General features: G+C 66.8%; 28 protein-coding genes and 1 pseudogene. 14 read left to right on the top strand and 15 right to left on the bottom strand.

Translation table 11 applies throughout. From position 1 onward, the window contains the following. Nucleotides 1–9 precede the first annotated feature (9 nt). The 3 genes from IZR01_RS29820 to IZR01_RS29810 are packed head-to-tail and all read right to left on the bottom strand — an operon-like array spanning nucleotide 10 to nucleotide 2,544. Nucleotides 10–831: a WbqC family protein gene (locus IZR01_RS29820; RefSeq protein ID WP_194925804.1), complete on the bottom strand. Its 822-nt coding sequence runs from the start codon at nucleotides 829–831 to the stop codon at nucleotides 10–12. Continuing rightward, nucleotides 773–1,435 (bottom strand): YdcF family protein, encoded by a 663-nt coding sequence (locus IZR01_RS29815; RefSeq protein ID WP_194925803.1) that lies wholly within the window; start codon nucleotides 1,433–1,435, stop codon nucleotides 773–775. Before IZR01_RS29815 ends, IZR01_RS29820 begins: the two co-directional genes overlap by 59 nt. Continuing rightward, nucleotides 1,432–2,544 (bottom strand): hypothetical protein, encoded by a 1,113-nt coding sequence (locus IZR01_RS29810; protein ID WP_194925802.1) that lies wholly within the window; start codon nucleotides 2,542–2,544, stop codon nucleotides 1,432–1,434. The genes IZR01_RS29815 and IZR01_RS29810 overlap by 4 nt, the downstream gene beginning before the upstream one ends. Before the next feature lie 185 nt (nucleotides 2,545–2,729). On the opposite strand from IZR01_RS29810, the gene IZR01_RS29805 reads away from it, so the two are divergent. After that, entirely contained in the window at nucleotides 2,730–3,068 is a 339-nt protein-coding gene (locus IZR01_RS29805) for a hypothetical protein (RefSeq protein WP_194925801.1), read from the top strand. A gap of 275 nt (nucleotides 3,069–3,343) precedes the next feature. Here IZR01_RS29805 and IZR01_RS29800 read toward each other — a convergent pair whose 3' ends face one another. Together IZR01_RS29800 and IZR01_RS29795 are read right to left on the bottom strand one after the other, a co-directional pair. Next, nucleotides 3,344–3,958, bottom strand: coding sequence for an HD domain-containing protein (locus IZR01_RS29800; RefSeq protein WP_194925800.1), 615 nt, complete (start codon nucleotides 3,956–3,958; stop codon nucleotides 3,344–3,346). 12 nt (nucleotides 3,959–3,970) lie between these two features. Beyond that, entirely contained in the window at nucleotides 3,971–5,095 is a 1,125-nt protein-coding gene (locus IZR01_RS29795; RefSeq protein WP_194925799.1) for a helix-turn-helix domain-containing protein, read from the bottom strand. A gap of 441 nt (nucleotides 5,096–5,536) precedes the next feature. Between IZR01_RS29795 and IZR01_RS29790 the strand changes: the two genes are divergently transcribed. From IZR01_RS29790 to IZR01_RS54430, 6 genes are all read left to right on the top strand, one after another. Beyond that, complete coding sequence (locus IZR01_RS29790; protein WP_194925798.1) at nucleotides 5,537–5,842, top strand: hypothetical protein; 306 nt, start codon at nucleotides 5,537–5,539, stop codon at nucleotides 5,840–5,842. 556 nt (nucleotides 5,843–6,398) lie between these two features. Next, nucleotides 6,399–7,070, top strand: a complete 672-nt coding sequence (locus tag IZR01_RS29785; protein ID WP_194925797.1) for a GOLPH3/VPS74 family protein — start codon at nucleotides 6,399–6,401, stop codon at nucleotides 7,068–7,070. A 51-nt stretch (nucleotides 7,071–7,121) separates the two neighbouring features. Beyond that, nucleotides 7,122–8,630 carry an APC family permease gene (locus IZR01_RS29780; protein WP_323747137.1) on the top strand — a complete coding sequence of 503 codons (1,509 nt, stop codon included), beginning with the start codon at nucleotides 7,122–7,124 and terminating at the stop codon, nucleotides 8,628–8,630. Then, nucleotides 8,627–9,235 (top strand): GNAT family N-acetyltransferase, encoded by a 609-nt coding sequence (locus IZR01_RS29775; RefSeq protein WP_194925796.1) that lies wholly within the window; start codon nucleotides 8,627–8,629, stop codon nucleotides 9,233–9,235. Before IZR01_RS29780 ends, IZR01_RS29775 begins: the two co-directional genes overlap by 4 nt. A 162-nt stretch (nucleotides 9,236–9,397) precedes the next feature. Beyond that, entirely contained in the window at nucleotides 9,398–10,627 is a 1,230-nt protein-coding gene (locus IZR01_RS29770) for a tetratricopeptide repeat protein (RefSeq protein WP_194925795.1), read from the top strand. 151 nt (nucleotides 10,628–10,778) lie between these two features. Continuing rightward, nucleotides 10,779–11,030 carry a helix-turn-helix domain-containing protein gene (locus IZR01_RS54430; RefSeq protein WP_194925794.1) on the top strand — a complete coding sequence of 84 codons (252 nt, stop codon included), beginning with the start codon at nucleotides 10,779–10,781 and terminating at the stop codon, nucleotides 11,028–11,030. On the opposite strand, the gene IZR01_RS29760 is transcribed toward IZR01_RS54430, so the two are convergent. Genes IZR01_RS29760 through IZR01_RS29745 form a run of 4 tightly spaced genes read right to left on the bottom strand, consistent with a single transcriptional unit; the run spans nucleotide 11,016 to nucleotide 14,056 of the window. Next, nucleotides 11,016–11,864, bottom strand: coding sequence for a hypothetical protein (locus tag IZR01_RS29760; RefSeq protein WP_194925793.1), 849 nt, complete (start codon nucleotides 11,862–11,864; stop codon nucleotides 11,016–11,018). The genes IZR01_RS54430 and IZR01_RS29760 overlap by 15 nt on opposite strands. Then, nucleotides 11,848–12,735: an aldo/keto reductase gene (locus IZR01_RS29755; protein WP_194925792.1), complete on the bottom strand. Its 888-nt coding sequence runs from the start codon at nucleotides 12,733–12,735 to the stop codon at nucleotides 11,848–11,850. The genes IZR01_RS29760 and IZR01_RS29755 overlap by 17 nt, the downstream gene beginning before the upstream one ends. Then, nucleotides 12,732–13,910, bottom strand: a complete 1,179-nt coding sequence (locus tag IZR01_RS29750; RefSeq protein WP_194925791.1) for a cupin domain-containing protein — start codon at nucleotides 13,908–13,910, stop codon at nucleotides 12,732–12,734. The genes IZR01_RS29755 and IZR01_RS29750 overlap by 4 nt, the downstream gene beginning before the upstream one ends. 5 nt (nucleotides 13,911–13,915) lie before the next feature. Next, on the bottom strand, nucleotides 13,916–14,056 hold the full coding sequence (locus IZR01_RS29745) for a hypothetical protein (protein WP_194925790.1): 141 nt from the start codon (nucleotides 14,054–14,056) through the stop codon (nucleotides 13,916–13,918). A 232-nt stretch (nucleotides 14,057–14,288) separates the two neighbouring features. Between IZR01_RS29745 and IZR01_RS29740 the strand changes: the two genes are divergently transcribed. Then, nucleotides 14,289–14,453: a lariocidin/triculamin family lasso peptide core domain gene (locus IZR01_RS29740; protein ID WP_194925789.1), complete on the top strand. Its 165-nt coding sequence runs from the start codon at nucleotides 14,289–14,291 to the stop codon at nucleotides 14,451–14,453. An 8-nt stretch (nucleotides 14,454–14,461) separates the two neighbouring features. Then, a complete protein-coding gene (locus IZR01_RS29735; protein ID WP_194925788.1) occupies nucleotides 14,462–15,748 on the top strand; it encodes an asparagine synthase-related protein in 1,287 nt (428 codons plus the stop codon). On the opposite strand, the gene IZR01_RS29730 is transcribed toward IZR01_RS29735, so the two are convergent. Further along, entirely contained in the window at nucleotides 15,745–16,209 is a 465-nt protein-coding gene (locus IZR01_RS29730) for a GNAT family N-acetyltransferase (RefSeq protein ID WP_194925787.1), read from the bottom strand. The genes IZR01_RS29735 and IZR01_RS29730 overlap by 4 nt on opposite strands. A 185-nt stretch (nucleotides 16,210–16,394) precedes the next feature. Here IZR01_RS29730 and IZR01_RS29725 point away from each other — a divergent pair, with 185 nt between their 5' ends. The 3 genes from IZR01_RS29725 to IZR01_RS29715 are packed head-to-tail and all read left to right on the top strand — an operon-like array spanning nucleotide 16,395 to nucleotide 18,611. Next, nucleotides 16,395–17,849, top strand: coding sequence for a hypothetical protein (locus tag IZR01_RS29725; RefSeq protein ID WP_194925786.1), 1,455 nt, complete (start codon nucleotides 16,395–16,397; stop codon nucleotides 17,847–17,849). A gap of 17 nt (nucleotides 17,850–17,866) precedes the next feature. Further along, the gene (locus IZR01_RS29720; protein WP_194925785.1) at nucleotides 17,867–18,247 is read left to right on the top strand and encodes a hypothetical protein; all 381 of its coding nucleotides are present in this window, start codon (nucleotides 17,867–17,869) and stop codon (nucleotides 18,245–18,247) included. Nucleotides 18,248–18,293: 46 nt separating this feature from the next. Continuing rightward, nucleotides 18,294–18,611, top strand: a complete 318-nt coding sequence (locus IZR01_RS29715; RefSeq protein WP_194925784.1) for a hypothetical protein — start codon at nucleotides 18,294–18,296, stop codon at nucleotides 18,609–18,611. Nucleotides 18,612–18,690: 79 nt separating this feature from the next. Here the strand turns inward: IZR01_RS29715 and IZR01_RS29710 are convergent, their stop codons facing one another. Continuing rightward, nucleotides 18,691–18,972 carry a hypothetical protein gene (locus tag IZR01_RS29710; RefSeq protein ID WP_194925783.1) on the bottom strand — a complete coding sequence of 94 codons (282 nt, stop codon included), beginning with the start codon at nucleotides 18,970–18,972 and terminating at the stop codon, nucleotides 18,691–18,693. After that, nucleotides 18,956–19,249, bottom strand: coding sequence for a hypothetical protein (locus IZR01_RS29705; protein ID WP_194925782.1), 294 nt, complete (start codon nucleotides 19,247–19,249; stop codon nucleotides 18,956–18,958). The genes IZR01_RS29710 and IZR01_RS29705 overlap by 17 nt, the downstream gene beginning before the upstream one ends. 150 nt (nucleotides 19,250–19,399) lie before the next feature. On the opposite strand from IZR01_RS29705, the gene IZR01_RS29700 reads away from it, so the two are divergent. After that, entirely contained in the window at nucleotides 19,400–19,837 is a 438-nt protein-coding gene (locus IZR01_RS29700) for a hypothetical protein (RefSeq protein WP_194925781.1), read from the top strand. A 191-nt stretch (nucleotides 19,838–20,028) separates the two neighbouring features. Continuing rightward, entirely contained in the window at nucleotides 20,029–20,445 is a 417-nt protein-coding gene (locus IZR01_RS29695) for a hypothetical protein (protein WP_194925780.1), read from the top strand. A gap of 61 nt (nucleotides 20,446–20,506) precedes the next feature. Here IZR01_RS29695 and IZR01_RS29690 read toward each other — a convergent pair whose 3' ends face one another. The 3 genes and pseudogenes from IZR01_RS29690 to IZR01_RS29680 all read right to left on the bottom strand — a co-directional run. Beyond that, nucleotides 20,507–21,247 (bottom strand): GP88 family protein, encoded by a 741-nt coding sequence (locus IZR01_RS29690; RefSeq protein ID WP_194925779.1) that lies wholly within the window; start codon nucleotides 21,245–21,247, stop codon nucleotides 20,507–20,509. After that, complete coding sequence (locus IZR01_RS29685; RefSeq protein ID WP_194925778.1) at nucleotides 21,247–21,585, bottom strand: hypothetical protein; 339 nt, start codon at nucleotides 21,583–21,585, stop codon at nucleotides 21,247–21,249. Before IZR01_RS29685 ends, IZR01_RS29690 begins: the two co-directional genes overlap by 1 nt. A gap of 96 nt (nucleotides 21,586–21,681) precedes the next feature. Next, nucleotides 21,682–22,043 (bottom strand): annotated as a pseudogene (locus IZR01_RS29680) (GH25 family lysozyme); the annotation flags it as partial.

The raw sequence follows: 22,043 nt of genomic DNA, 5'->3' as shown, positions 1-22,043 counted from the left end.
CCTTCTTGATCAGTAAGTCGCGGAGGGACGGAGGTCAAGCAGACCGCGGTTGAACGCCGCGACTGCGGACAGCAGCTGGGTCAACCGCTGTGGGCCGACCGTCGCCAACGCCCACAGGGCGCTGATCCTGCGGGCAGAGGCCCAGATTTCACCGGTCGATTCCGTCGGCGTGCGGAACGGGATGATGCCGATGTTCCGGCTAGTGAAGTACTCCGGTTCCAGGTAGCTCATCCCGCCCGTGCCACACAGGTAGGTGGTGGCGCCGACCAAGCCGGCGAGGTCTCCGAGCCGTTCGGATCGGCCGTTCCCAGAGGGCAGGTCACTGCTCAGCATGGTCTGTCCGGACCAACACAACTCGTCCAGGAGCGCCGTCGTGGAAGCTTCGGCAACGGCGCCGATCCGGCCGGTAGCGTCGAAGGCGGTTAGGGTCGCATCGACGACGCGGGCAACGGCAGGCCAGTAGCGGCTGTGCCGGTAGTACTGCTCGATGAGTAGCGCGAGCCGGCGGCGGCTCCGCTCGGGCTCGGCCACCAGGGCCTCCCCGATGACGGTCGCCCGACCAGCGGGCAGGTGAGCAGCCAGCGAGAGCCACTGGGTGTGGGCGGGGTCGCCGAGCTGCCCGAGGCGCGTGCGGTGCTGGTAATCACGGCGGGTGAACTGGACGTCGTCCAGCACGATCCGGACGTCCGCGGCGTACAACTTGGCCAACGTGGACAGCCGTGGGAACAGATTTGGCTGGTGGATCGCGACAGCCGTGGCCGACGGGCGAAGATCAGGACTTGGGCAGGACCCTGTCGTAGCCGGCGACGATGAGACGTTTGAGTGCGGCATGAACTTCCTCCGGAACGACTTGCTCGATCATGTAGCCGTACTTGGGGTACTCGATGATCCGCTGGAGGTCGCCGACCATGTCGCAGATGACGTGGCGCGGGTCGGCAGAGAAGGAGAGATAGTCGGCGAAGGCGATCGGCTGGGAGGCGCATACGACCTCGACCTCGGACCACTGCGCCCGGCATGTGGCGAAGGCGCGCCGTTCCATGAAGGGCATCGCAATGAGCGTCACCGAAGTCGGCACCAGGCCAGCCTGGCTGAGAAGTTCCCGGGACAGAGTGATGTTCGCGCCGCTGTTGGTGGCCTTGTCCTCGATCATCGTCGCCGACTCCGGTACGCCGGATTCGATCGCGGCGGCACGGAAAGCGACGGCCTCGCCCTGCGGGAAGACGTCGATGGTGTAGTCGTTGGTGGCGCCGGTAAACACAATCAGCGAGAACCGGCCCTGGTGGTACAGCTCGGCCGCATGACGGGCGGCGCCGAGGTCGTAGCTGCCCAAGACGATCGCAACCTCAGTGTTCCGTGGTTCGTGCCCGAGCAGGTGGTAGTCCCACAGGGTCTGGGCGTCCCGGCGGTGTTCGTCGGTGATGTCCTGCGCGGTCACGCACGCTCCTTGCTCGATGAGGCAGCGCCCGCGGCCGGCGCCGCGAGCAGATTGCGGATCTTGCCGATGCTGCGGATCTGGTGCCCGAGGTTGGCCCCGGCAGCCACCTTCTCGGCGTGCTCCAGCCGCTCCACGCCCTCGTTCTGGGTAGAGGGGTCGGTCATGAGGATGTGGGCGGTGGCTGTGGTCAGCTGTACCCGCTGAAGCGGGGAGTGGGCGCGGCCGGTTGAGTGGGCGAGCTCGATATGTCGCAGCGCGCCCGTCAAGTTTCCAGTTCCGCGATGTGCAAGGGCGATCTTCTGCTGAGCGCTGGACCAGTCGTCGGGTTCACCGAGGGTTTCGAACATCCGGGCTGCGGCGACCATGACGCTGATCGCGTCGTCGTGCTGGTCCTGCTTACTCAGCGCGGTGCCGACCCACAGCGCGGCGCGGGCCCGGTCGCGGGCGCTGAGCCGACTGTCCACGGCAAGATGGTCGTACTGGCGGCCGGCTGAGACAGCATCGCCGGACATCTCCGCGACCACTGCCAGCGACAGCTCGATCTGTGCGACGCGGCGCGGAATCCCCAGCTGGGTGAACACATCGCGGGCGTTACGGTAGGTGGACTCTGCCGACTGTGGGCCCAACAGCGCACCCTGGTCACAGTGGAAGTCACCGAGCAGTGTCAGCGACCTGCCGTACAGGTAGAGCCCGCGGTCATCGAGTTCAACAGGGTCCAGCGGCGCCAGCCACCGGTCCAGCAGCTCGCCAGCGGAAGTGAAGTTCTGCCAGCTCAAGGCGACGATCGCACGGTCCAGGTCTTCAGCCCACGCCTCGTAGTCCAGGTCGGCCGCCCGCCGCGCAGGTTGGTCTGTCTCGACCTCTGCACGGCGCAGCTCGGACACGATGGCGTCAAATAGCAGCCGCACATCTGACGGCGCCTTGGCCAGGACCGCGTCCAGAATCGCTTGGGTATCGGGATAGGGCGTCGTGGCTGCCAGGAGCTTGTCCCACTTGCTGACCGTACGTGGCGCGACCGCACAGCGGGTGGCGAACCGGCGGACGCTGTCGCGGTGTGCTTTGCGCAGCGCATGGGCCTCAAGACCCGTCCATACCCGTACGTAGATCACGGCGCGCTCCTCCCTTCGACAGCCATCGAACCATGATCCCTACCCAGCATGAACCAAAAGTGCGACGGAAGTGCTACAGCCAGTCATTCCCGGAGCGTACCCACTCGGTCCACGCTGGAAGACATGGCGCTCAACGCACCGGCATCTGGGCGCCTCGCCTTCCACACGTGAGCGAGGAGGTACAAGTGGCAAGGATCACCGAACACCAGCCCGTGGACGGCCCTGTCGTACTCGGCTACCTGCGCGGGCCGGCGACCAACGATCACCGAGACCTGGCTCTATCAGCGGCGATCAAGGCCTACTGCGACGAGCATGAGCTGATCCTCGGCGGAGTCTTCACCGAGCGGGCGGGCGTCGGGGACTCGGACAACTCGGTATTCGCCAACCTGATTGCCGAGCTGCGGGTCAGGCAGCCATACGGAGTCGTCCTACCCTCACGCAGCCACCTCGGCCCGCGGAACGTGGCGGTCAGCCGTGAGGAACAGATCGCGACCTGCGGAGCACTGTTGATAGCCGTTCGCTGATTTCCGACGCAGGCCAAACCCCACCGGACCGTCTAACGCCGCGCGCACCCAGGCTGGCCCAGTGATCTCCGTTGCCTCGAAGCAGGCCGCGCCCACCGTTCCCCAGCCGCCAGAAGCTTGATGACTAACGCAGACCCAGGAGGTTGCCGGAGATGAAGGCCATCACCTCTTCCAGCGGAGCCCCCGTGACCTGTTCGGCCTCACTCACGTCGATGATGGTTGCCTTCGGAGTTCGCCAGCAGCCGCTCCTGGGCGAGAGCTGTGAGTTGACGAGCTCAGGGTGCTGTTGCACTTGGCATGGGGCCCGTGGTGCGTACGGTGCCCATGATCGTGTTATGCCACTGCTGCGACGACATAACAACTGCGGCATCAGCGAGACGTTCGGCAGCCTTCGTGCGCAGCTTCTGGCGGCTGGATTCGATCCAACGCGCGACGTTGCCGTGGCCAGTATCGCGGTATTCGATCGCCTGGAACAGGCAGTCGAGCTTGTCGGCGTCGTGGGCACAGTCGCCTTCCAGGCTGTCGCCGTTCTCGTAGTCATGAATCAGGCTGCGGACCTGGTCGACGAGTACGGCGGGCAGACCGGCAGTCTGGTCCTCGGCGATCTTCTCGTTGCTGGCGGCGTCGAGGTAGCGGCGACCCAGGTGCGGGATGTCTCCGACGCGGGTCTCACCAGTATCGTGCCAAACCGCCAGGAACGTGGCGCGCGCCGGATCGGCCCCTTCCATGCCGGCGAGCAGCCCGGCGATGATCGCGGTTCGGAACGAGTGTTCGGCAACGCTCTCGGGGTCTTTCACGCCGCACAGCCACCAGCCGGTGCGCTTGGACAGTTTGAGCAGTCCGGTCTCGTAGATCAGTCGAGCGGTGGCTTCGATCTCGTTGTCGTCCACGAACAGCCTTTCTTACCTGGTGTGCAGCCGGAGCGCGTAGCGGATCTCGTCCAGGGCTCGGCGTGTGGTTGGGGACATACTGCCACTGTCGGCAAGCTGTTCGACGGCGGCTGCGAGCGTGCCGGTCAGTGTCCTGTCTTCATCGAGCAGGCGAGGTCTGGCGGCCAGCAGCGTCTTCAACGTGGTTATGCCCAGGTCGGCGACGCCGGCTTCGGCATGGAGGCGGTCGACGAGATGTCGCAGTATCTTGTCTCCCCGCCAAGGGCCGAGCCTGATGGGCATAAAGTCGTCGTCGCGCTCAATATTGCCGGTCTCGCCGACCCAGTAGGCCCAGTAGTTCAGATCGGCGACCTGACCGGGTTCATCGGCGAGGCCTTGCTGGGCGAAGTCGATGAGGGTGCTGGGGTCGCCGTACCGCACCAGGGACGCCGCCAGTGTCCGGGCCACCGGCCAGGCGGGAGTCCAGCCGGATCCGGTGCGTGGAAGACGGCGGAACTGGTCCGTCATCCATCCTTGAGCGTCACCACGACGGTCATAGCTTTGCAGGTAGAGCGCTTGCCGGCGCAGGAGAGGGTCGCCGCTACTGGCGTTGGCTTCGGCAATGCGTCGCAAGTGGTCGAACACTTGGTCCTGCTCGACAGCTCCGAGCTCGGGACGCCCGACTACCGGGCCGCGCCGTGCGGGTGCAAGCGTTGGGAGGCCTTCTGGTGTGCGACCGCTGAGCGGCCAGGCGACCAGTTCCACGACCTCGCGGCGGTGAACGTAGGCGCCCAGTGGATGCGCGTCGCCGGGTTCGTAGGCCGCTGCGGCGGTGCGCGCATGGTCGAGCAGCTGGTCGGCCTCGATCGCGACGTCAAGCATCCGCACAAGCTGCGACGAGGCCCCGACACGGATCAGCACCGCCTTGATGGTGACGAACTGGCCGGCCTTCACCGCCGACAACGGCCGACGTCCGGTTTCCCATCCGGCGACGGCGTCGGGCGAGACTGCCAGGAGTTCGGCAAGTCTCTCCTGGCTGCATCCACCCGGCACGGACTCACGTGCGAGCCGAAGCACGTAGCCGACGATCAAGGCCTGACGTGGGAGGCGCCCGGAACCCCGACCGCCAGTCAGGGTTGTCGGTGCCTGCTCGTCCAAATCCGCTCTCCAACCTCGCTAACGCGTACTGCCGGTCACTGTCCGATCACCGACACGTCTTCTAGCTTCGTATATACGGCTTTGGCGAGTCAATGTGCTGAGTCGTCGAACCTTCAGCTACTTCCCCCACCGAAAGCCCCAGCATGGCCGGGAGCTCATCGACGCGTGTTAGGAGGCCGCCGAATGGCCGTTGTGACGCGAAGTGGCGGTCTCGGTTCCGGTCGCTACGCCGCTCCTGGCGACGTTGCGACGCTATACGTTCGAGGCGTCAACGGGATCGGGGTCGAACTGCTGACTCGGACGGCCGCCGATCACATGCTGGGCCGGCTAGAACGGCTGACGATCGACGTAGCTGGCGGTCTCGATACTGGGTACTCCTGGGCCCACTGCGGCTCGATCCCGACAAGGCGGTACAGCGTCCGCCCGCTTGCGGCGCCGTGCATGCCGTTCGGCGGCACCACCGCCATCCAGCTGTGGTTCCCAGCGGCGGAGGACGGCTTTCGGCTTGTCCGCTGCTTCTCGTGCTGGCTCCCGGACTCCTTGATTCTCTACCTGGCCGGGTGCTGCCTGTGGAGCAGGCGAGATACCGGCCAGGGCGCACAGGCGGCGGTGATCTACGGCCCCGACCGTGTGGCCTACCGAATCGAGGAGGCCACCCGGACCTGCGGCCAGATCCCAGCGGTCTACCTCGAACTGCTGCGGAACTCCGAGTCGAGCTTCCGCACCTCAGACCCCTTACCTGCTTGACCGCACGCCCCGAAGCCGGCGTGCCCGTTCGGTGCCGTACAGACCGAGCGGGCAGGCCGATCCACCGGGCGGCCCGCGCCGCACACCCGGCGACCCCCGACGCCGCGGTACCGCAGCCGAGCGGAGCGCGGGCCGCCCACCCCCACTAACGGTAGAGCACCGACGGAGGACCCTACGATGACAGCCGAGCACCGGTTGACGGTGGTGTCCCGATGACCGGGCTAACCGGCGATTCGCCGGCCTACCAGGTCACACCGGAGCCCTTGATCGACTGTACGGCTGCGTCCCAGCGGTACGCGATCGTGATCGGTGGCACCCGCGTCCGGACCATCAGTGACGCCGCCGCCGAAACCACATTCCGGCGTTGGAGCCGGAGTCCCGACGTGCTCCTGCGCGGCGACCTGCGGACGGGATTCGTCTGGTTGTGGACGGACAGGCACAATCGGATCGCGATCGTGCCCGAGCGCGACGGAGCGGCTGGCGAGCACCCAGACAGCGCTGCGGTGACAACGGATGCTGATTCCGACCGCTCCAGGCATGGGGTGGTGACGGCCTGATGGTCGAGTTGCAGCAGATCAAAACCGGGTTCGTGGCCGATGACTTCTTCCTGATGGCCAATGACGACCCGTCCGGTCGGCCACGGTTGTCGGAGCGGATCCTCGCGCTCGGACTGGCGGGTGCCTTGCTGTGCGAGTTGATCCTCACCGAGGCCGCGGCCCTTGAAAAGGGCAACCTGATGCTCACCGCCAACCGTCGTCCGCGCCACCTACTGCACGCCGCGTTGTGCGGTGAAGTGGAGGCGGAAGAAGAGCCCCGTCCCGTGCGTGACTGGCTGGACTATCTGAGCTTGCAGTCGATCGACCGAGTGGGACGGCGGTTGCGGGCGGCGGGCGTGGTGCAGTTTCAGCAGCCTCGGCTCAAGATGCCGGGCAGGACCGGCCGGTGGCTGCCGGTCGATGTGCAGACCGCCAACTGGCCGGCTGTCGATGTCACGCGAAAGATCTACAACGGCAAGGCCACGGCGTCCGACCTCGTGCTGTTCGGCCTCACCCGCGCTAGCGGCCTGGACAACCCCGCGCTGTGGGAGATCCGCCACCTACTGACCGATCCGGCGTTGCTGGAGCAGACGCTCAAGCCGCTGGCGGTTTTCAACCCGCTGCTCGTGGACCTACTCGCCCACACCCAAGCTGCGGTCGGCAGCGCCGTCACCAGCCAGCGCAGAGGCTAACCACCCGAGCTACTCGCTCCACTAAAGCAGACCTTTGAGAAGGAGTTATCCGTGTCCACACCATCACAGGCCCCGAGCAAGATGTCGCAGGCACTGGCCCGAGACCGGCTCGGCGCGCCTGCCGTCGGGTTCTTTATCCTGGCCGGCGTCGCACCACTGACCGTGACCGAGGGTGTGGTGCCCTCAGCGTTTGCCGCCACCGGCATAACCAGCGTGCCGGCCGCGTTCCTGGTCGTCGCAGCGGTGCTGGCGATCTTCGTCATCGGGTACCTGGCCATGGCCCGCCGGATCCCGAACTCCGGGGCGGCCTACGCGTTCATCTCCCAGGGGCTGGGCAAGCCCGCTGGGGTGGCGGGGGCGCTGGTGGCGGTGGTCGCCTACAACCTTCTTCAGGTCGGGCTCTACGGGATGATCGGGCCGCAGCTGGCCTCCTTCGCCGCCGACAACTTCGGCCTGCACCTGCCGTGGGGGGTGTGGGCGTTCGGCGCGTGGGCTGTAGTAACCGTGCTGGGACTGTTGCGGGTGGACTTGAGCGGCCGGGTGCTGGGCGTGCTGTCGGTCCTGGAGCTTGTGGTCATCGTCGCGGTGACGGTTCGGGGCCTGTCGCACCCGGCCGCCGGCGGGGTCAGCTTCGCATCCCTTTCCCCGAGCAGCCTGCACTTCTCCAGTCTGGGCGCGGTGCTGGCCGTGGCGGTCCTGGGCTTCGTCGGGGTGGAGCAGGGACCGGTGTTCAGTGAGGAGGCCCGCAGCCCCAAGCGCACGATCCCGATGGCCACCTACATCTCCCTGGGCGTAATCGCCGTCGTCTACGCCGCCGCCTCCTGGGCGATGGTTGTGCACTACGGCAGCCAGGTGGTGCCGACGGCGCAGGGCCCGGACGGCACTGGAATGTTGTTCGCGATGGCCCCTGGCACCGTGGCCAGCATCGGCCGCAGCCTATTCCTGACCAGCTTGTTGGCAGCCGCGCTGGCGTTCCACACCGCGGTCGGGCGGTACATGTGGGCCCTGGGTCGGGAGAGGGTGCTGCCAGCGGTGATGGGCAGGACCGGCTCCACCGGGGCCCCTCAAGCGGCCTCCCTCGTGCAGAGCCTGCTGGGCGCCGTGGCGATCCTTCTGGCGCTGGGGCTGCATTGGGACCCCGTCAGCCAGCTGTTCTTCTGGGGCGGCACCACCGGCGGCGTCGGGATCCTGCTGCTGCTGACGGCGACCTCGGCCGCAGTCGTCCGCTACTTCTGGACCAAGCCTGGTGAGGAGACGGCGTGGCGGCGCCTGGTGGCGCCGGCCGCCGCCACGGTGCTGCTGGCAGTGATGGCGTGGTTGTGCATCAACCACTTCGACGTGCTGCTCAACGTCGCGCCCGGCTCCCTGCCCACCAAGGTCTTGCCCGGGTTGTTCGGCATCGCTGCCGTCATCGGCGCCGGGTGGGGGCTGGTGCTCAAACACCGCCAGCCTGAGGCATACGCGGCTATCGGCTTGGGCAGCGCCGCGATGGCCCACAACATCACCGCCGTCGCCGCCCCAGCACCGTCAGCGGCCAAGACCACGCGGAGCACGCGATGAGCTCTCACGACCAGATCGTTCAGGCGCAGCCACAGGACGCCAACGTGCTGAGCCGTGTGATCGCGCGGGCCTTTCACGACCTGGCCCCCTCGACCTGGCTGATTCCGGACAGCGACGGACGCGCCCGCCTCTTCCCCGGCTACTTCCGCCTGTTCGTCCACGAAGCGATGACCCGCGGACGCGTCGATACCACCACCGAACGCACCGCGGTCGCCCTGTGGCTGCCGATGGTCCAGGACGGTGAGCAGACCCCGTCCGAATACGACGCCCGGCTGGCGGCGACCACCGGCCGGTTCGTGGACCGGTTCCGGCTGTTCGATGAGCTGCTGGCCAAGCACCACCCCAGCGACATCGACCACGACCACCTCGCGATCCTCGCCGTCCATCCCGACCAACAGCATCAGGGCATCGGCAGTGCGCTGCTCGCCGCACACCACGGCCGCCTCGACGCCGACGACCCGCCGCGTGCCGCATACCTGGAAGCCAGCGACGAGAAGACGCGGCAGTTATACCTGCGGCACGGCTACACCGACATCGGCGACCCGATCGTCTTGCCCGCCGGTCCGTGCATGTACCCGATGGTGCGACACACCAGCGGCACCTGAGCCAGGCGCCGCCATTGACCTCACCGCAGCCATGACGCGACACCACCAATACAAGGGGGGACAGAACACATGTCGACCACGCTGACACCAGAACAGGCCGATGCCGCCGCAGAGGTTCTAGTGCATCTGAACGCCGTAGGAAACGGATCGCCCACGGCGACCATGAGTGACCGTGCGCGGCAGGTCCTGGAGGCGCAGATCCGCCGATACGGCCGCGCCGCCAACGCCGCGCGCTGCGTCTCGCAGATTCTGCTGCCGCTACTGCCCGGCGATGACGACCTCGATGGCGCGCCGGCGTTCGCCGACTTTGCCGATGCCCATGCGTGGTACCTCGACAACGCTGACGGGATCCACAGGGCGTTGATCCGCGCCAGCCTGGCCGACGCCGACGAACACAGCAGCCGCGTGGTGCGAGGCCTGGAGCAGGTGATGACCTCCGTGCACGACATCGGACGGCGGCTGGAGTTGGCCGAACTGGCGCTGACTTCGGCGCGCGGCTGGGATGACGAGCACGCCGAGGCGCACGCTTTGATGAACCGTGGCGGCGGCCACAAGATGGGCGAGCAGCCGGTGAAGGCGGTGGCGGACTACAAGCAGGCGGCGCACCTGTTCGCAAAACTCAACGACACGGTCGGCATGATCGCGGCCCTGAGCCGCCTGGCAGTGGCGCAGGCGGCGGCCCGCCAGCTGGACGACGCCGACGAAACCCTCGACCAGGTGCTCGCGCTGTGCGGCCACGGCGATGTGCTCGCGGCGCTGGCGTACGTCAACCGGGCCTGGGTGTCCATCGAGCGCGGACAGTTCGACGAGGCGATCGACCAGGGGCTCATCGGCCTGGAAGGGCTTCAAGCCTGTGACGCCGCCCAACCGTGGTTCACCGACGCGCACCTGGAACTGACCGAGGCCTACACGGCTGCCGGTGAGTTCGAGCGGGCCGACCACCACCTCAGCGCGGTGACGGCGCTGCTGACCAACGGGTCCGAGAACGTTCCGCAGCGCATCGCGACCGCCTTGTCCAGCGGCGAGTTGCTGCTGGCAAAGGGGCACCATCGCGACGCGTTGGCCGCCTTCCAGCGCGCCGTGGCGTTGCAATCTGCCAGCCCTCACCCCTATCGCATCGCTAACGCCCTCGACGGCGTGGGCAAGGCGTGGTTCGCACTCGGCGACTTCGAACAGGCCGCCCAGCACCATGCCTCCGCGCTATCCGTTCGGATCCGGACCGGCGAGCCGTTCGCCACCGCCCGCACCCGCCACCACCTGGCCATGGCGAATGCCGAAGCCGGGCAGGTCGACGAGGCTGTCCGGTTGCGGGAGCTTGCCCTGCTGGAGCTGGCAGGGATCGTCGACCCCGCGGCCGACACTCTGCGCGCCGAGCTGAACCGGGCGGTGTGATGTCGTCCGGCCCGCCGTACGGGAGCTGTGGTACCCGCCGCGTAACGCGACGGGCCGGGCACCTCGGGTGTTCCTCACCAAGAACAGGTGAAGTTGACGTGATCGCCACAAGCGTCGCCGTGGTGGCGAGTGGATTTCGCTGGGGGCTGGGATGAGCGGAGCGGTGAACCAGACCGGCGCCTTGCCGCCGCTGGGCCAGGTGATCCGTAAGGCCCGTCTACGGGCAGGCCTCACCGGGGAACAGTTGGGGCAACGCGTCGGCTACTCAGGCGCCAGTATCAGCCGTTTTGAGCGGGGCAAGCAGCCGCTGCGGGACGTGGTGCTGCTCCGATCTTTCGCGACCGCGTTGGGGTTGGAGCCGCGAGAGCTGGGGTTGTCCGATGCTCCGCTACCGCGCAGGTAGCGGCGGCCCGATCAGGGCCTGGACACGCCTTTCCAGCGCGGGGCGCAGATCCAGGTTGTCGCCTCGGGTACAGCTTTGGAGTAGCTCCGTGGCGATCGCCAGCTGGGCGAACCTCCCGGCACTGGTATCCAAGATGTCGGCGAACGCCTTGTACACGCGGGCAGCGGTGCGCGGCGCCAGCAGCGAGTAGGTGTACAAGGTGGCGGCGTCGTAGCCGGCCGGAGCGGCGCCGAAGCCCTCCAGGTCCAGCAACCGAAGGTTCGGCGCGGTCAGGTTGGCGAAATGGATGTCTCCGTGCGCGGTGGTCCAGGCCGGTGCGCGCGTGGCGCGGCCAGCGGCGACGTCCAGGAACCGGGGCATGGTCCGGTCTAGGTAGTCCTGGCTGATCACAGTGCGGTCGGTGTCGACGGCGGCAATGATCGCCAAGTTGGCGCGCAGGTCGTCGAACCACTCTGCGGGCAGCTCCAACTCGTGGCGCAGCACCGGGTCCGGCGAGCACACCGGGTCGGTGACGAACTCGGTCAGCTCGGCCCGGTAGGCGACGCCGTCCGCCTCCCAGTCGTGCAGTGCGAGCAGCGCCGGCTTGGCCAGGTTCGGCATCAGCTGGTCTGCCAGCTCGGTGCCCTCCCAGATCTTCCCGCCGGCCTGCCCGGCGGGCGCGGACTGGATCCGCAGCCACGCCAGGCCGCTGGCGCCATCGACCCTGGATCCGATGGTGCGCCCGCGCCAGCCCCAGACCGGCGCTCCGTCCCGGGTGCGCTCGAACTCTGCGGCGGCGTGCTGCTGGGCCGCCAGCATCCTGGTGGCGGTGGCGTCGTCAATCGGCGAGAACATCGGTGACCTCTCGGAGGATCGCGGCGGGAACCGGCTGCGCGGCGACGGTATCAGTGGCCTGCTTCCAATGCTCGGGGGTCGAGGCGGACACCAGGACCCGCGACACGCCGGGGACCGAAGCCACCACGGCGAGCGCGGCCTCGGCCGGCTGGAGACCGTCCCCGATGAGGGCGGCCAGCTCGGGCGTGATGAGGGACGGCAGTTGACCGCCATGCAGTGGCGAGGAGGCAAACACCTCAATGTCCGCGCTGGCGGCGGCGCCGATCGGACCGCCGCCGTCCAGGGCTTGGACGATCGGCTCCATGTTGACCAGGCTGACCGGCAACTGGATCGCCCGCAGGTGGTGTGGCTCGCCCCAGGCCGCAGAGTTTGCCATGTCGATCAGGGCGGGAACGGTGAACGTGCCGGAGGAGAAGCCGTCCCACGTGGCGATGCCGTAGCCGGCGATGTGGCCGGCAGCTGCCAGTTCCTCCAGTTCCACGAACGCGGCAAACACAGCACCGGTAGTGGTGCGCTCGGGGTTGTGCAGAAACAAGATGTCGATCTGGTCGCGGCCGAGCTCGTCCAGGGAGCGCTGGATCTGCCATCGTAGGTAGCGTGGGCGGACGCAGTGCCCTGCTTCCAGGTCCTTGCCCGGCATAGCCGCGTCCTGGACGGCGGCCTCGACATCCGGGCGATGGAAGAACCCGACCTTGGTGGAGACCTGCACGTCGGGGTTGTCGGCCAGCACCGGCGCCAGGAGCTTCTGGGCTTGGCCGCCGCAGTAATTGGGGGCGGTGTCGATCCATCGCGCGCCGCAGGCGACCGCGTGGACGGCCGCCTGCTCCACGTCTCGCACCAGGTGGGTACCCAGCCCGATGCGCGCGTTCATCCTGGTAACACCTGTGCCACTCCGTGCCCAACCAGCTCGCTGGCCAGGTCGGCCACGAGGTCGACCTTCAGCCCGGCAAGGTGCGCCAGCTCCCCCAGCGACCACGCTTCACCATCGGCCAGCGCCTCCAGCACGCCCCAGGCCGCAGCGGCGAACGTCCAGGACTGCCCGCCGGCCTCGAACTGCACGCGGTTCTCTTCGCTCTCGTGTAGGAGGGCGCGCGGGGTGAGCAGCCTCATGGTCAACGAGGCGTCGGCCGGGACACCGTCCACGAACGGCAGGCTGAGGCCGGTCCGAGCGGACTCAGTGCCGTCGGCGTGAGCGGCGAATCGCAGCAGAAGGTCCGGGCGCTCCAACTCGGCGATCAGCTGCTTGCGGAACATGTCGAGGTAGGCCGCCTGCTCCTGTGGTCCAGACAGGATCGGCAGGTCCTCGCGGAATAGCGCCGTCCCCCGCAGATCATCGGCAAGGAACGTCAGCAGGTCCACGCCGGTGGTCACGCCTAGGCCGAAGGTCAGGTGCAACGAGCGCTGGCCCGGCACCGCTGCTACGTCGTGCCAGTGCCCGCGCGGCACGTACAGCACGTCCCCGGCGGACAGTACGAACTCATCGATCGGCTCGCCGGTCGGCTCCTCGGGCAGCTCGGTGTCGAGGTGCAGCGGTGCCGGACGGGTCAGGCCGAACAAGCGCCAGGACTTGGCGCCGTCGAGCTGCACGATGATCGTGTCGTGGTCGTCCCAGTGGGTGCGGAACCCGGATTCGGGGCGCCAGGAGGCGTAGGCGTTGGCCTGCGCGCTGGTGTGGAACATCTCCTCCAGCGCCGCAGCCAGCGCTCGAATCGGCGGGTGCATCTCGTCGACCGCGTCCAGCACCAGCGTGGCGCCCTCGGCCAGGCGGCGGTTGAACTCGCCGGTGTTCAGCCGGTGCCACCGCACGCCGCGCCGGCTGGTGGTGGCGGTGGTGTAGCCGCCCTGGTCCAGGGCGCTCCCGCCGACGGCCAGGCGCAGCCGCGGGCTCTCCAGCCGCTGGCTAGCCAGGATCTCGTTCAGCGCCTCCCAGGTCAGCAGATCGCTAACATCGTGGGCCGCGCCGGGGAAGACTTGGTGGCGGCGCCGGAACGCCTGGGCGAGGAAGTCCCCGCCCAGGCGGCCGACGACCGGTTCGGTCGTCGTCACAGGTGTTAGCCGATCCGGTTGTCGTTGAGGTCCGAACGGCCCGTGCCGCCGCCGTCCGAGGGCTGGGCGGAGCGCACGCGGGCCTGCTTGATGGAGTTGCGGGCGATCACCAGCCCGGCCGCTGTGCTCGGCTTCGAGACGTCCATGGGGTTCTCCTTCACGGGTTGGCACCGCCCGGATCGGACGGCGTCTGTCGCAGAACCCTGCTGGCGATCCGGGCGCGACGTAAAGCCTTCTTGCGAACCTTGCAAGCCGTTTGCACACTGTGCAAATCAGCTCTCTGAGTCATCTGGCCGTCGCATAGCGTGTTCGCTGCGCCATCGGGTCCGGCGACCACGCCGGCCCAGGGAACACTCAGCCAGAGCAGAGGAGATCACAGTGGCCAAGAAGAGCAAGCCAGGTGACGGCACCGAGGGCTGCGGGGTCAAGGGCGGTGGCCTGTACGGCGCCCACTTCGCCGTGGCCGACCCGCAGGACACCGCGGGCCCGATCCGCTCGATCGTCAGCCTGATGCGCTTCCTGCGCACCTCACGCACCGCCTAGGAGAGGAGATGGCCATGGGTTCGGGTGCCGTCTTGGCGAACCGGCTGGCGCTGTGGCTGTCCTGGCCAGCGATCATCGGCGAGTTCGCGCCGTGCCCGCTGTTGGGGGAGTCGCCCGCGCATTCCTCGGCATCCAGCCGACCCGACGACACCCGGCCCGTGGCCGACATCCGCGGGCCCTTCAGCGAATCGGTCCGGGGCTGCATGGGCGACCACGAGCGCATCGGAATATCGGTCTCCGGCGGGCTCGACTCGCTCGCCGTCCTCATCGAAGCGGCACGGATAGCCGACCAGGACGGTCGCCACATCATTGCGGTGATGGCGGAGATGACCGACGACGCCGGACTTTCCAACGTCTCCGTAGTTCGCCACATTCTCGCGGCCTCCGGCCTGGGCAACATCGAACTCCACATCACCGCAGCAAGGGAAACCCCGACCAGCGAACCCGACTGGCATCCCGAAGGCCCCAACCTCGCCGCGCTTCCCTCGGTCAAACGAAGCCTGCTGGAGAAAGCCGCCGACCACGGCGCTACCGTGGCTATAGGGGGAAGCGGAGCAGATGAGCTGCTGGGCACGGTGCGCTACATGTTCGGGGCCTTCACCACCGCGGGTGACTGGCGGGCCCTTCGTTCCTACTGGTCGGACACCATCGGGGAAGACCGCCAGGCGATCCCCGGCGAAGGTTTGGCGCTGGCGACCCGGCTGCTCCCTCGTGCCTGGCGTTCGCACCTGTACTTCGCAACCGAGTGGCCGGAACTGTCCGTCCAGAAAGTGCCGGAGATCGTCTCAGCGGCACACCGCGATCATGTCGCTTCCTGGTCGGCCCAGTGGATCACCAAAGTCCTGAAGCACCACGCCACACGCCACAAGACGTGGGCGCAGATGGCCGCATGGGACGCCGTGTTCCCCCTTCACCTCCCGCCCGAACCCGGCCCCGTGCCACTGAAGCACCCCTTCCTCACCCCGAGCTTCGTGGCCGCCGCCCAGCGACTCCCGCTCGCACGCCGCTACGACCCGACGCTGCCTCACGCGTACTGGCGGCAGAAGGCCGCCGTCATCTCCCTCATCCCGAAGACGATGCGCGCCATCCTCCCGACCGCCAAGCAGACGTTCCGCAACGACCTAGCTTCCCGCTACTTGGCCGGCAAAAGCGACGCGGCGAACCTCATCGCCTGCGGCGTCGTTGATGAGAAGGCATGGATGGCGACCAGCGACCCATCGCTTGTAAATCGGGTAAACGCGCTCGAATCATGGATCCGTGAAGCCGACCACCGCGGATACAGCATTCGCAGCTAGCGACCCTCGTTGCCCGCAAGTCTCATCAAGACCGGAAACATACCGTCCTCATCGAGATCGAGGAGCTGAAAGCCCGCCTTATTCAGGGCGGCGATGCTGGCCGCGTTGTCCGGTTCCACGCCGCCCTTCAGCTCATCAAGGCCGAGCCGCAAGGCAAGATCGATAAGCGCTCGCAGAGCTTGTGTGCCGTATCCGGAGCCGCGAGATTCAGGTGCGATGTAGTAGGAGAAGTATCCCGTTACTCCGTCGATCTCAAGGTCGATGAACCCGACAGCGCGGCCAGTTGCGATGCTGGTGAAGAACCATCCGCGACGCGATCGGCTAAATAGTTTTCGCCACTCTTCGGGATTGGCGTAGGAGGCCAAATGCCGGTTGCCTTCGATATCGCCAGCGAACCAGCTACCGACACAGGAGAGGTCATCATCCGGCTTGATCTCGTTAAGCTGAGGCGTCTGCGTCATATGCACAATACTAATCACATAGTTGGGCCCAGGAGGGCTATCCGGGCTAGCGTGCCAACGAGCCCTTCGGTGTGTCTCAGCATGCTTATTTTGTTGACCCACTCCGCCAGCACCTCTACGGTGGTGACCTCGCGAGAGCATCCGGTCACGCCTCGCGGTCACAAGCATCAACGGCGGGGGGTTTGATGGCACGGCCGACCGAGTGGTGGATCCTGCATCTGGACAAGGACCCGCTCCCGCAGGACCCCGACAACCTGCGCCTCTGGTCGGTGCTGTACCACGACTTCGCCGACCAGATAGACCTGGTCCGTGGCGGCACCGTTGGGCTGATGGGCGATCCGGCGATTACTGGCTGGCTCGGGAAGTCCGGCCAAGCCTTCTTCGACGCCCTGACGCCGTATCCGTCAATGCTCAGCGCAGCGACGGCCGCCTATCGGGAGATCGGCGACGCCTTCGCGATCTTCAGCGGGCGTATCAGGAGCCTGCAACCCCAGTTCGACAGCCTGTGCACCCAGTGCCTCGGCAAGCTTCAAGCGATCATGACTGACGGCGGGCTGCCCGAGGCCGATGCCAAACAGCTGATCATGAACCCTGAACAGCTCACCGGGAACCTCATGGCGGTCGCCTCCCACAGTTCACTGGGATCTGACCAGTTCCTGAAGGCTTCCGCCGACGAGATCCGGGCCCACGTCATCGACGCGTCCAATCTCAGAAGCGGCCAACTGGGAGCTCTGATATCTCAAACAGCCGCCGCCCGCAAAGCATGTCTGGACGCTATCCACGACGCGACGGCCATGGCCTCCCAGGTCACCAAGCAAGCCGGCGGCAAAGGCATCAACGCCGCCGACTTCGCCACCCGCTTCACAGCCTTCGGCGGTGCCGCCGCCGACCTGACCCTGGTCCTTCCCGGATCGGTGGGCACCGACTTCGAAGACGGCATGGTCCTAGATCCGGCTGCTGGGCCCGATGGGGTGCCGGACTGGTGGACCTCGCTGACCGATGAGGAGCGAAGCCATTACTGGCAGACCAACCCCGACGTAGCTTCGCTGCTGGGCAGCGTCAACTACTACACCGACGGCGAAACACCTCCCGCTGTATCCAGCTCATGGCTGGCCCAAGCGCTCAAGGACGCTTACATACGGCCCGGTAACGAGTCCCAAATCGACGGCGATGGACAGCTCTCTACCGCACTCGACTCCGAGCTGGACTCGGGTGTCCAGGTTCGCGGGAGATGGCATATCAATAAGGCGGCGGGCCTCCTTGCCAGGTTGGTGAAAGGACTCGACGATCGAAACTCGGATCTCACACCGCAGGACCAGATTGTGGCTGCTTCGATGGCGACCCGCTTGTGGCGGAGCATCCTCGGCAACGACAAGACAGGCAACGTCGCTCAGATGCTGAAGGACGACCCGAGCAGGGCGATCGACTTGGAGAACACGCTGAAATCCGCCATGAGATACCCGTCAGGTCGAGCGATCATGGGCGACCCGGGCGATTACGATTGGACCGCAGCGAACGGTTTGCCTCGGCTACCACCGATGCCACCTCCCAGTCTGGTAGGCGACGGCACTGTTGACGGCGGAGACATCGAGCCCGGCGGCGGACTCCCCGAGGTCCCCGAAATTGATCCCCTAGCGTGAGCGGCCATGGAGCAGACATGATCACCGACGCCAACGTGGGCGCGTTCCTCACGGAGCGGCATCCAGACTTCGCGCCGCTCTACCAGTCACACCTTGACAGCCACGGCGCCGAGCCGTGGACGCGTTACCTCCTTTTCCAGACCTTTGCCCGCGAATTCATGGTCCCGCGGCTGAGGACAGGCGCGACCGAGGAACGTATGGCCCTGTTCGACACCGTTGAACAGCTCCTCGCCCACGGCGACACCCTCATCGACGACGCTGTTGACCACGAGATCATCGCCGAACTCGTATACGTCGCCTACGTCCTGAAGGAGAATCCCGTCGACCTCGCCGGCGCCGGCCCGCTGGCCACCGAGCGGATTGTCCGAACCCGGGACTGGCAGCCGGGCAAGGCGTAAGCAGGGCCGGCGAAACCAGCAGGCACATCGATAAGAACGGAGGCCCATGCGCCCACTACCTGATGCCGATCTGAGTCTCGACCTGGACGGCCTGGACCGCTTCGCCGGCGCGCTGGAAAACCTCACCGGCCAGTGGGACGGAGCCAACAACCAGATCGGGGACACCGACTGGCTCGCCGGAGACACCGACCTCCTCGACGCGCTCAACAGTTTCACCCGCTCCTGGGCGAACGCCGCCACACTCATGAACACCTATTCCGCGCAGCTGTCGGGCATGACACGCGCCTGCGCCGACCAGTTCCGACAGGCCGACGGGGACCTCGCAAAGCAAACTCCGCACCGGAGAGAATCGATCGCCTACTAGTTGATCTTTCTGGACCGGGGGTGGACCGTGCTCGCTTCCTCGATGCCGTCAGGAAGCCGCTAGGGGGCTACGCCGTCGTCTAGCTGGGTGTCTTCCGCGTTGTGTGGAACACCGGCGGCATCAGAATGAAGCCGAGGACAAACAGCACGGAACCGACGCCCACCGGTATGCCGAAGTAGAAGGCGTTCCGCGAGTGGCCGATCGTGCTAACCAGTGCCGCTGCTGTGAGGAAAAGCGTCCCGCAGATCGTGTAGGTGGCGCTCAGCACCGCCGCCGCAATGCGGTCGCTCTTGCGGATATCGGCCCGAATGTAAGCCTCGACGGCTTCCGTGATCTCCTTGAGCTCAGCGGATGTCGTCAAGGCGGTCCGCCAGTACTTCGGCACGCTGCTCGACAACGCGCGGCGCAAGTTCGCCGGCGCTGAGTTGGCGCAGGAACGAAGCCATGTCGCTGGCGAGGTCGGATGGGACGACGACGGAAGCCCCGCCGCCGACCTGGACTCCGCCAATCCTGATCCCGTCACCGGTCATGTCGATACCGCCGCGGATGTCGCCAGCCTGGACAAGGTTGCCGACTGAACCTGTGTTGACGTTGCGGACGACACCGCGCGTCCTGCTCTCGTGGCTGGATTCCATCATTTGACCCCCTAGTCAGTCATTGGGACGACTGTAGGGTCTCAGAGTGCTGACTGTATAGGGGCAGATCCAGCAGGATCCGCCGCGTGCCGGTTCGAGGACACGGCAAGGACTTCGAACCTATGTTTGAATGCGGGGGTGCCGGAGTTCCGCTTGACGTTTGCGCCGAGCCGCAGTCCCAGTTTCAACACCCGCTGGTTCCCGCTGGTCAGCGACGTGTTTGCGGACCGCGCCGAGGTGTCAGCCAGCAACCTCAACCCGTACCACGACTGGTACAGCGTCAGCGTCGTGCTCTACGTCTGGACATCGCCGCGGTTCGGCAAACCGGGACGCTGGGCCGGGGTGGACCCGCAGAGCAGCGCGATCGGCCTGCGCGTCCCAGGGCTTACCGATCCGGAACATCGGGGCCGCGATCATGTTGAGTTGCTGTGCCCCGCACGGCTCCCGGTCTGGGAGTGCCGCTGGTGCCACGTTGTCCACGACGAGCTGACCGTGGCGGCGCGATGCGCGGGAGACTGCTGGGCCGCCCGTTGTCGCGCCAACGAGGAAGCGATGCGGCGCTGGTACGCCGCGAACCCTCCAAGGTGGTGAGCAGCAGCCCCTCCCGCCCTCCTGTGCGTACGACGTCGACAAATCTCACCGCTTGTGAAGCCGCCCCGCCACGACCGGGCAGAGGTCCGCGACGTATCCGCGCCCGGTGTCGAAGGGATCGGGTCAATTCTTCCGCCGACACGGCACGCTCCTAGACCACCTGCGGCCAAGCCTTGGGTACCTTCACGATCATGATCGAGGAGAACACCGGGTTCAGGGCGTCAACGTCGGACATCGCGCTGAATCCACAGGTCGGTCCCCCGCTAACCGAAGTCCAGATGGCGCGTGTGAGACTCATTCACGAGACCTTCGACGGCTGGGAGCCGCTGACGCTTGAACAAGCTATGGATGCTTTCCGGCGCGATTTCGTAAGCCACCGCGACTACGAGATCGGGCTGTGGGAAGCTGAAGCGCGGGCGTTCCTCAGCACCGTGCGGAAGTTCCGCCTGCCGGCAAGCCAGCGAGCCAAGCTTCGCAGCTTGCTACTCGGCGCAGTCACCGGCCATCCAATGCCCACCGGCCCGAAGGTTCCGGGCTGGATCCAGTATGCCGACCAACAGTTGCACCGTGCACTGCCCGTCCCTCCCTCTACAGAAACCGCTCCCTAAAACAAAAAAGGACTGCCCGGGATCCGACTCCCGAAGGAGTCGGATCCCGGGCAGCGCCGGATCAGATGGTGGGCGCGCCGGGCGGCGCTGCCTGCCGCCTTCGACGCTCAGCAGCGGACGCGTCGTGTTCGGCCTGCATTTGCGACATCGAGCGCTGGCCGAGGCGCTTCTTCAGGTGGGGGATGTTGTTGGCCGGGATCCCGACCTTCGGCGGTCCGAACGCGGCCAGCAGGTCGGAGTCTTCCTGGCTGGAGAACCCGGCGGCCTCGATCGCGTGCTCGTCCGGGAACACGTCGGCGACACGGTCGCGGGTGATGTCGATCAGGGCGTCCTGGGTACCGCCGTAGGAGAAGATCCACCGGAAGTTCGGTGGCGGGTTCGGCTCCACCAGGCGGCGGAACCGCTCGATCGATTTGGTGTAGGCGTAGAACGTGATGTGCGGGTGGGCCCGGAACAGCTCCAGGCACATCAGCAGGTAGGCGTCGCTGAAGAAGTCGCCGGCGTCGTGCCAGCGGATCAGACCGCCGTTGCGGAAGCGGCGTTGGCCCAGCTCAGCGGCCATCTCCGCCTTGAACTTCTCCGGCTCGTCTAGGACCAGCATCAGGTTCCGCTCGTGCTTGGCCTTCACCTTCGGCCAGGTGTACGTGCCGACCCGGGCGTAACAAAGTGATCTACAAGCGGCCCCGGCTTCGGGACAGGTGTTGTAGGTGCGGCCGTCCGGGAGGCGTCCGGCCCAGGCCGGGAGCGTGAAGTTCCACACCCCGATCTTCTTCAGCTCCCGGTTCTGGGTCAGCAGGCCCATCAGATGGTCGGTGCCGGTCCGGTCGGCGGCGCCGGGGTGCTCGGCGGGTTCGCCGCCATGCCGGTGCGCGGCGCGACCTCGGCGGCCTGCGCTGCATGCAGGTGGTCAACCACCAGGTTCCACGGCAGGGTCGGCCACAGCTGACGGCCGGTGGTGACCGCGATACCGAACAGCGCGGCCAGCGCCGCCTTCCAGCCCACATCGGAGGTACCGGTGGCCAGCTGGATGGCGAAGGTGGAGGCGACGGAGCCGACGAAACGGAGCGCCTGGGTACGGACGTGGTAGCGGGCGAAGTCCTCGGCGAGGCGCTTCTCCAGCGTGGACAGCAGGGATGCCACTGGCGGTGTCCTTATTCAGTTGTGGATGGACATGAAGAAACCGCCCTGCGTCTGCGAGGCGGCGTACGGGGACGTTCCTGGAGGAGCGGTGGCTTCTTAGCGGGCGGCGGCCTCGATGAGGTAGGTCAGGACCGGGCCGGTGGTGTGCCGGACGATGCTGATCTTCTGTACGCCGTTGGGGAGCGGGCCGCCCCAGGGGTTAACGCGGTCTCCGGCGGCAGGAACCACCACGTTGTCGTGGATGTCCCAGCCGCGGCCGTGGATATAGGCCGCGACGCGTACGGTGACGTCGCCGAAGTCCGAGCCGAGGCTGAACCAGACGTTTCCCCAGTTGCTGCCGATGTTTGCCGGCGGCGGGGCGACGATGTGGGCGTTGGTGTCGTTGGGAATCTCGCCGGTGGCGAAGGCGGGCATGTTGTCGTCCTCTGTGGGGTTGGTGGCAGGCGGTTCGGGGGTGG

Source organism: Catenulispora pinisilvae, from assembly GCF_015356865.1.
Lineage (GTDB): Bacteria > Actinomycetota > Actinomycetes > Streptomycetales > Catenulisporaceae > Catenulispora > Catenulispora pinisilvae.
The sequence above is the reverse complement of the archived record's forward strand: the minus strand, read 5'-3'. Positions and strand labels throughout refer to the sequence as shown.

Bases quoted from the DNA above. Each gene is read 5' to 3' on its own strand.
- IZR01_RS29820 (WP_194925804.1), bottom strand. From the start codon at position 831: ATGCCGCACTCAAACGTCTCATCGTCGCCGGCTACGACAGGGTCCTGC.
- IZR01_RS29790 (WP_194925798.1), top strand. From the start codon at position 5,537: ATGCCGTTCGGCGGCACCACCGCCATCCAGCTGTGGTTCCCAGCGGCG.
- IZR01_RS29785 (WP_194925797.1), top strand. From the start codon at position 6,399: ATGGTCGAGTTGCAGCAGATCAAAACCGGGTTCGTGGCCGATGACTTC.
- IZR01_RS29775 (WP_194925796.1), top strand. From the start codon at position 8,627: ATGAGCTCTCACGACCAGATCGTTCAGGCGCAGCCACAGGACGCCAAC.
- IZR01_RS29770 (WP_194925795.1), top strand. From the start codon at position 9,398: ATGAGTGACCGTGCGCGGCAGGTCCTGGAGGCGCAGATCCGCCGATAC.
- IZR01_RS54430 (WP_194925794.1), top strand. From the start codon at position 10,779: ATGAGCGGAGCGGTGAACCAGACCGGCGCCTTGCCGCCGCTGGGCCAG.
- IZR01_RS29760 (WP_194925793.1), bottom strand. From the start codon at position 11,864: ATGTTCTCGCCGATTGACGACGCCACCGCCACCAGGATGCTGGCGGCC.
- IZR01_RS29755 (WP_194925792.1), bottom strand. From the start codon at position 12,735: ATGAACGCGCGCATCGGGCTGGGTACCCACCTGGTGCGAGACGTGGAG.
- IZR01_RS29745 (WP_194925790.1), bottom strand. From the start codon at position 14,056: ATGGACGTCTCGAAGCCGAGCACAGCGGCCGGGCTGGTGATCGCCCGC.
- IZR01_RS29735 (WP_194925788.1), top strand. From the start codon at position 14,462: ATGGCCATGGGTTCGGGTGCCGTCTTGGCGAACCGGCTGGCGCTGTGG.
- IZR01_RS29730 (WP_194925787.1), bottom strand. From the start codon at position 16,209: ATGACGCAGACGCCTCAGCTTAACGAGATCAAGCCGGATGATGACCTC.
- IZR01_RS29725 (WP_194925786.1), top strand. From the start codon at position 16,395: ATGGCACGGCCGACCGAGTGGTGGATCCTGCATCTGGACAAGGACCCG.
- IZR01_RS29720 (WP_194925785.1), top strand. From the start codon at position 17,867: ATGATCACCGACGCCAACGTGGGCGCGTTCCTCACGGAGCGGCATCCA.
- IZR01_RS29715 (WP_194925784.1), top strand. From the start codon at position 18,294: ATGCGCCCACTACCTGATGCCGATCTGAGTCTCGACCTGGACGGCCTG.
- IZR01_RS29705 (WP_194925782.1), bottom strand. From the start codon at position 19,249: ATGATGGAATCCAGCCACGAGAGCAGGACGCGCGGTGTCGTCCGCAAC.
- IZR01_RS29695 (WP_194925780.1), top strand. From the start codon at position 20,029: ATGATCGAGGAGAACACCGGGTTCAGGGCGTCAACGTCGGACATCGCG.
- IZR01_RS29690 (WP_194925779.1), bottom strand. From the start codon at position 21,247: ATGGGCCTGCTGACCCAGAACCGGGAGCTGAAGAAGATCGGGGTGTGG.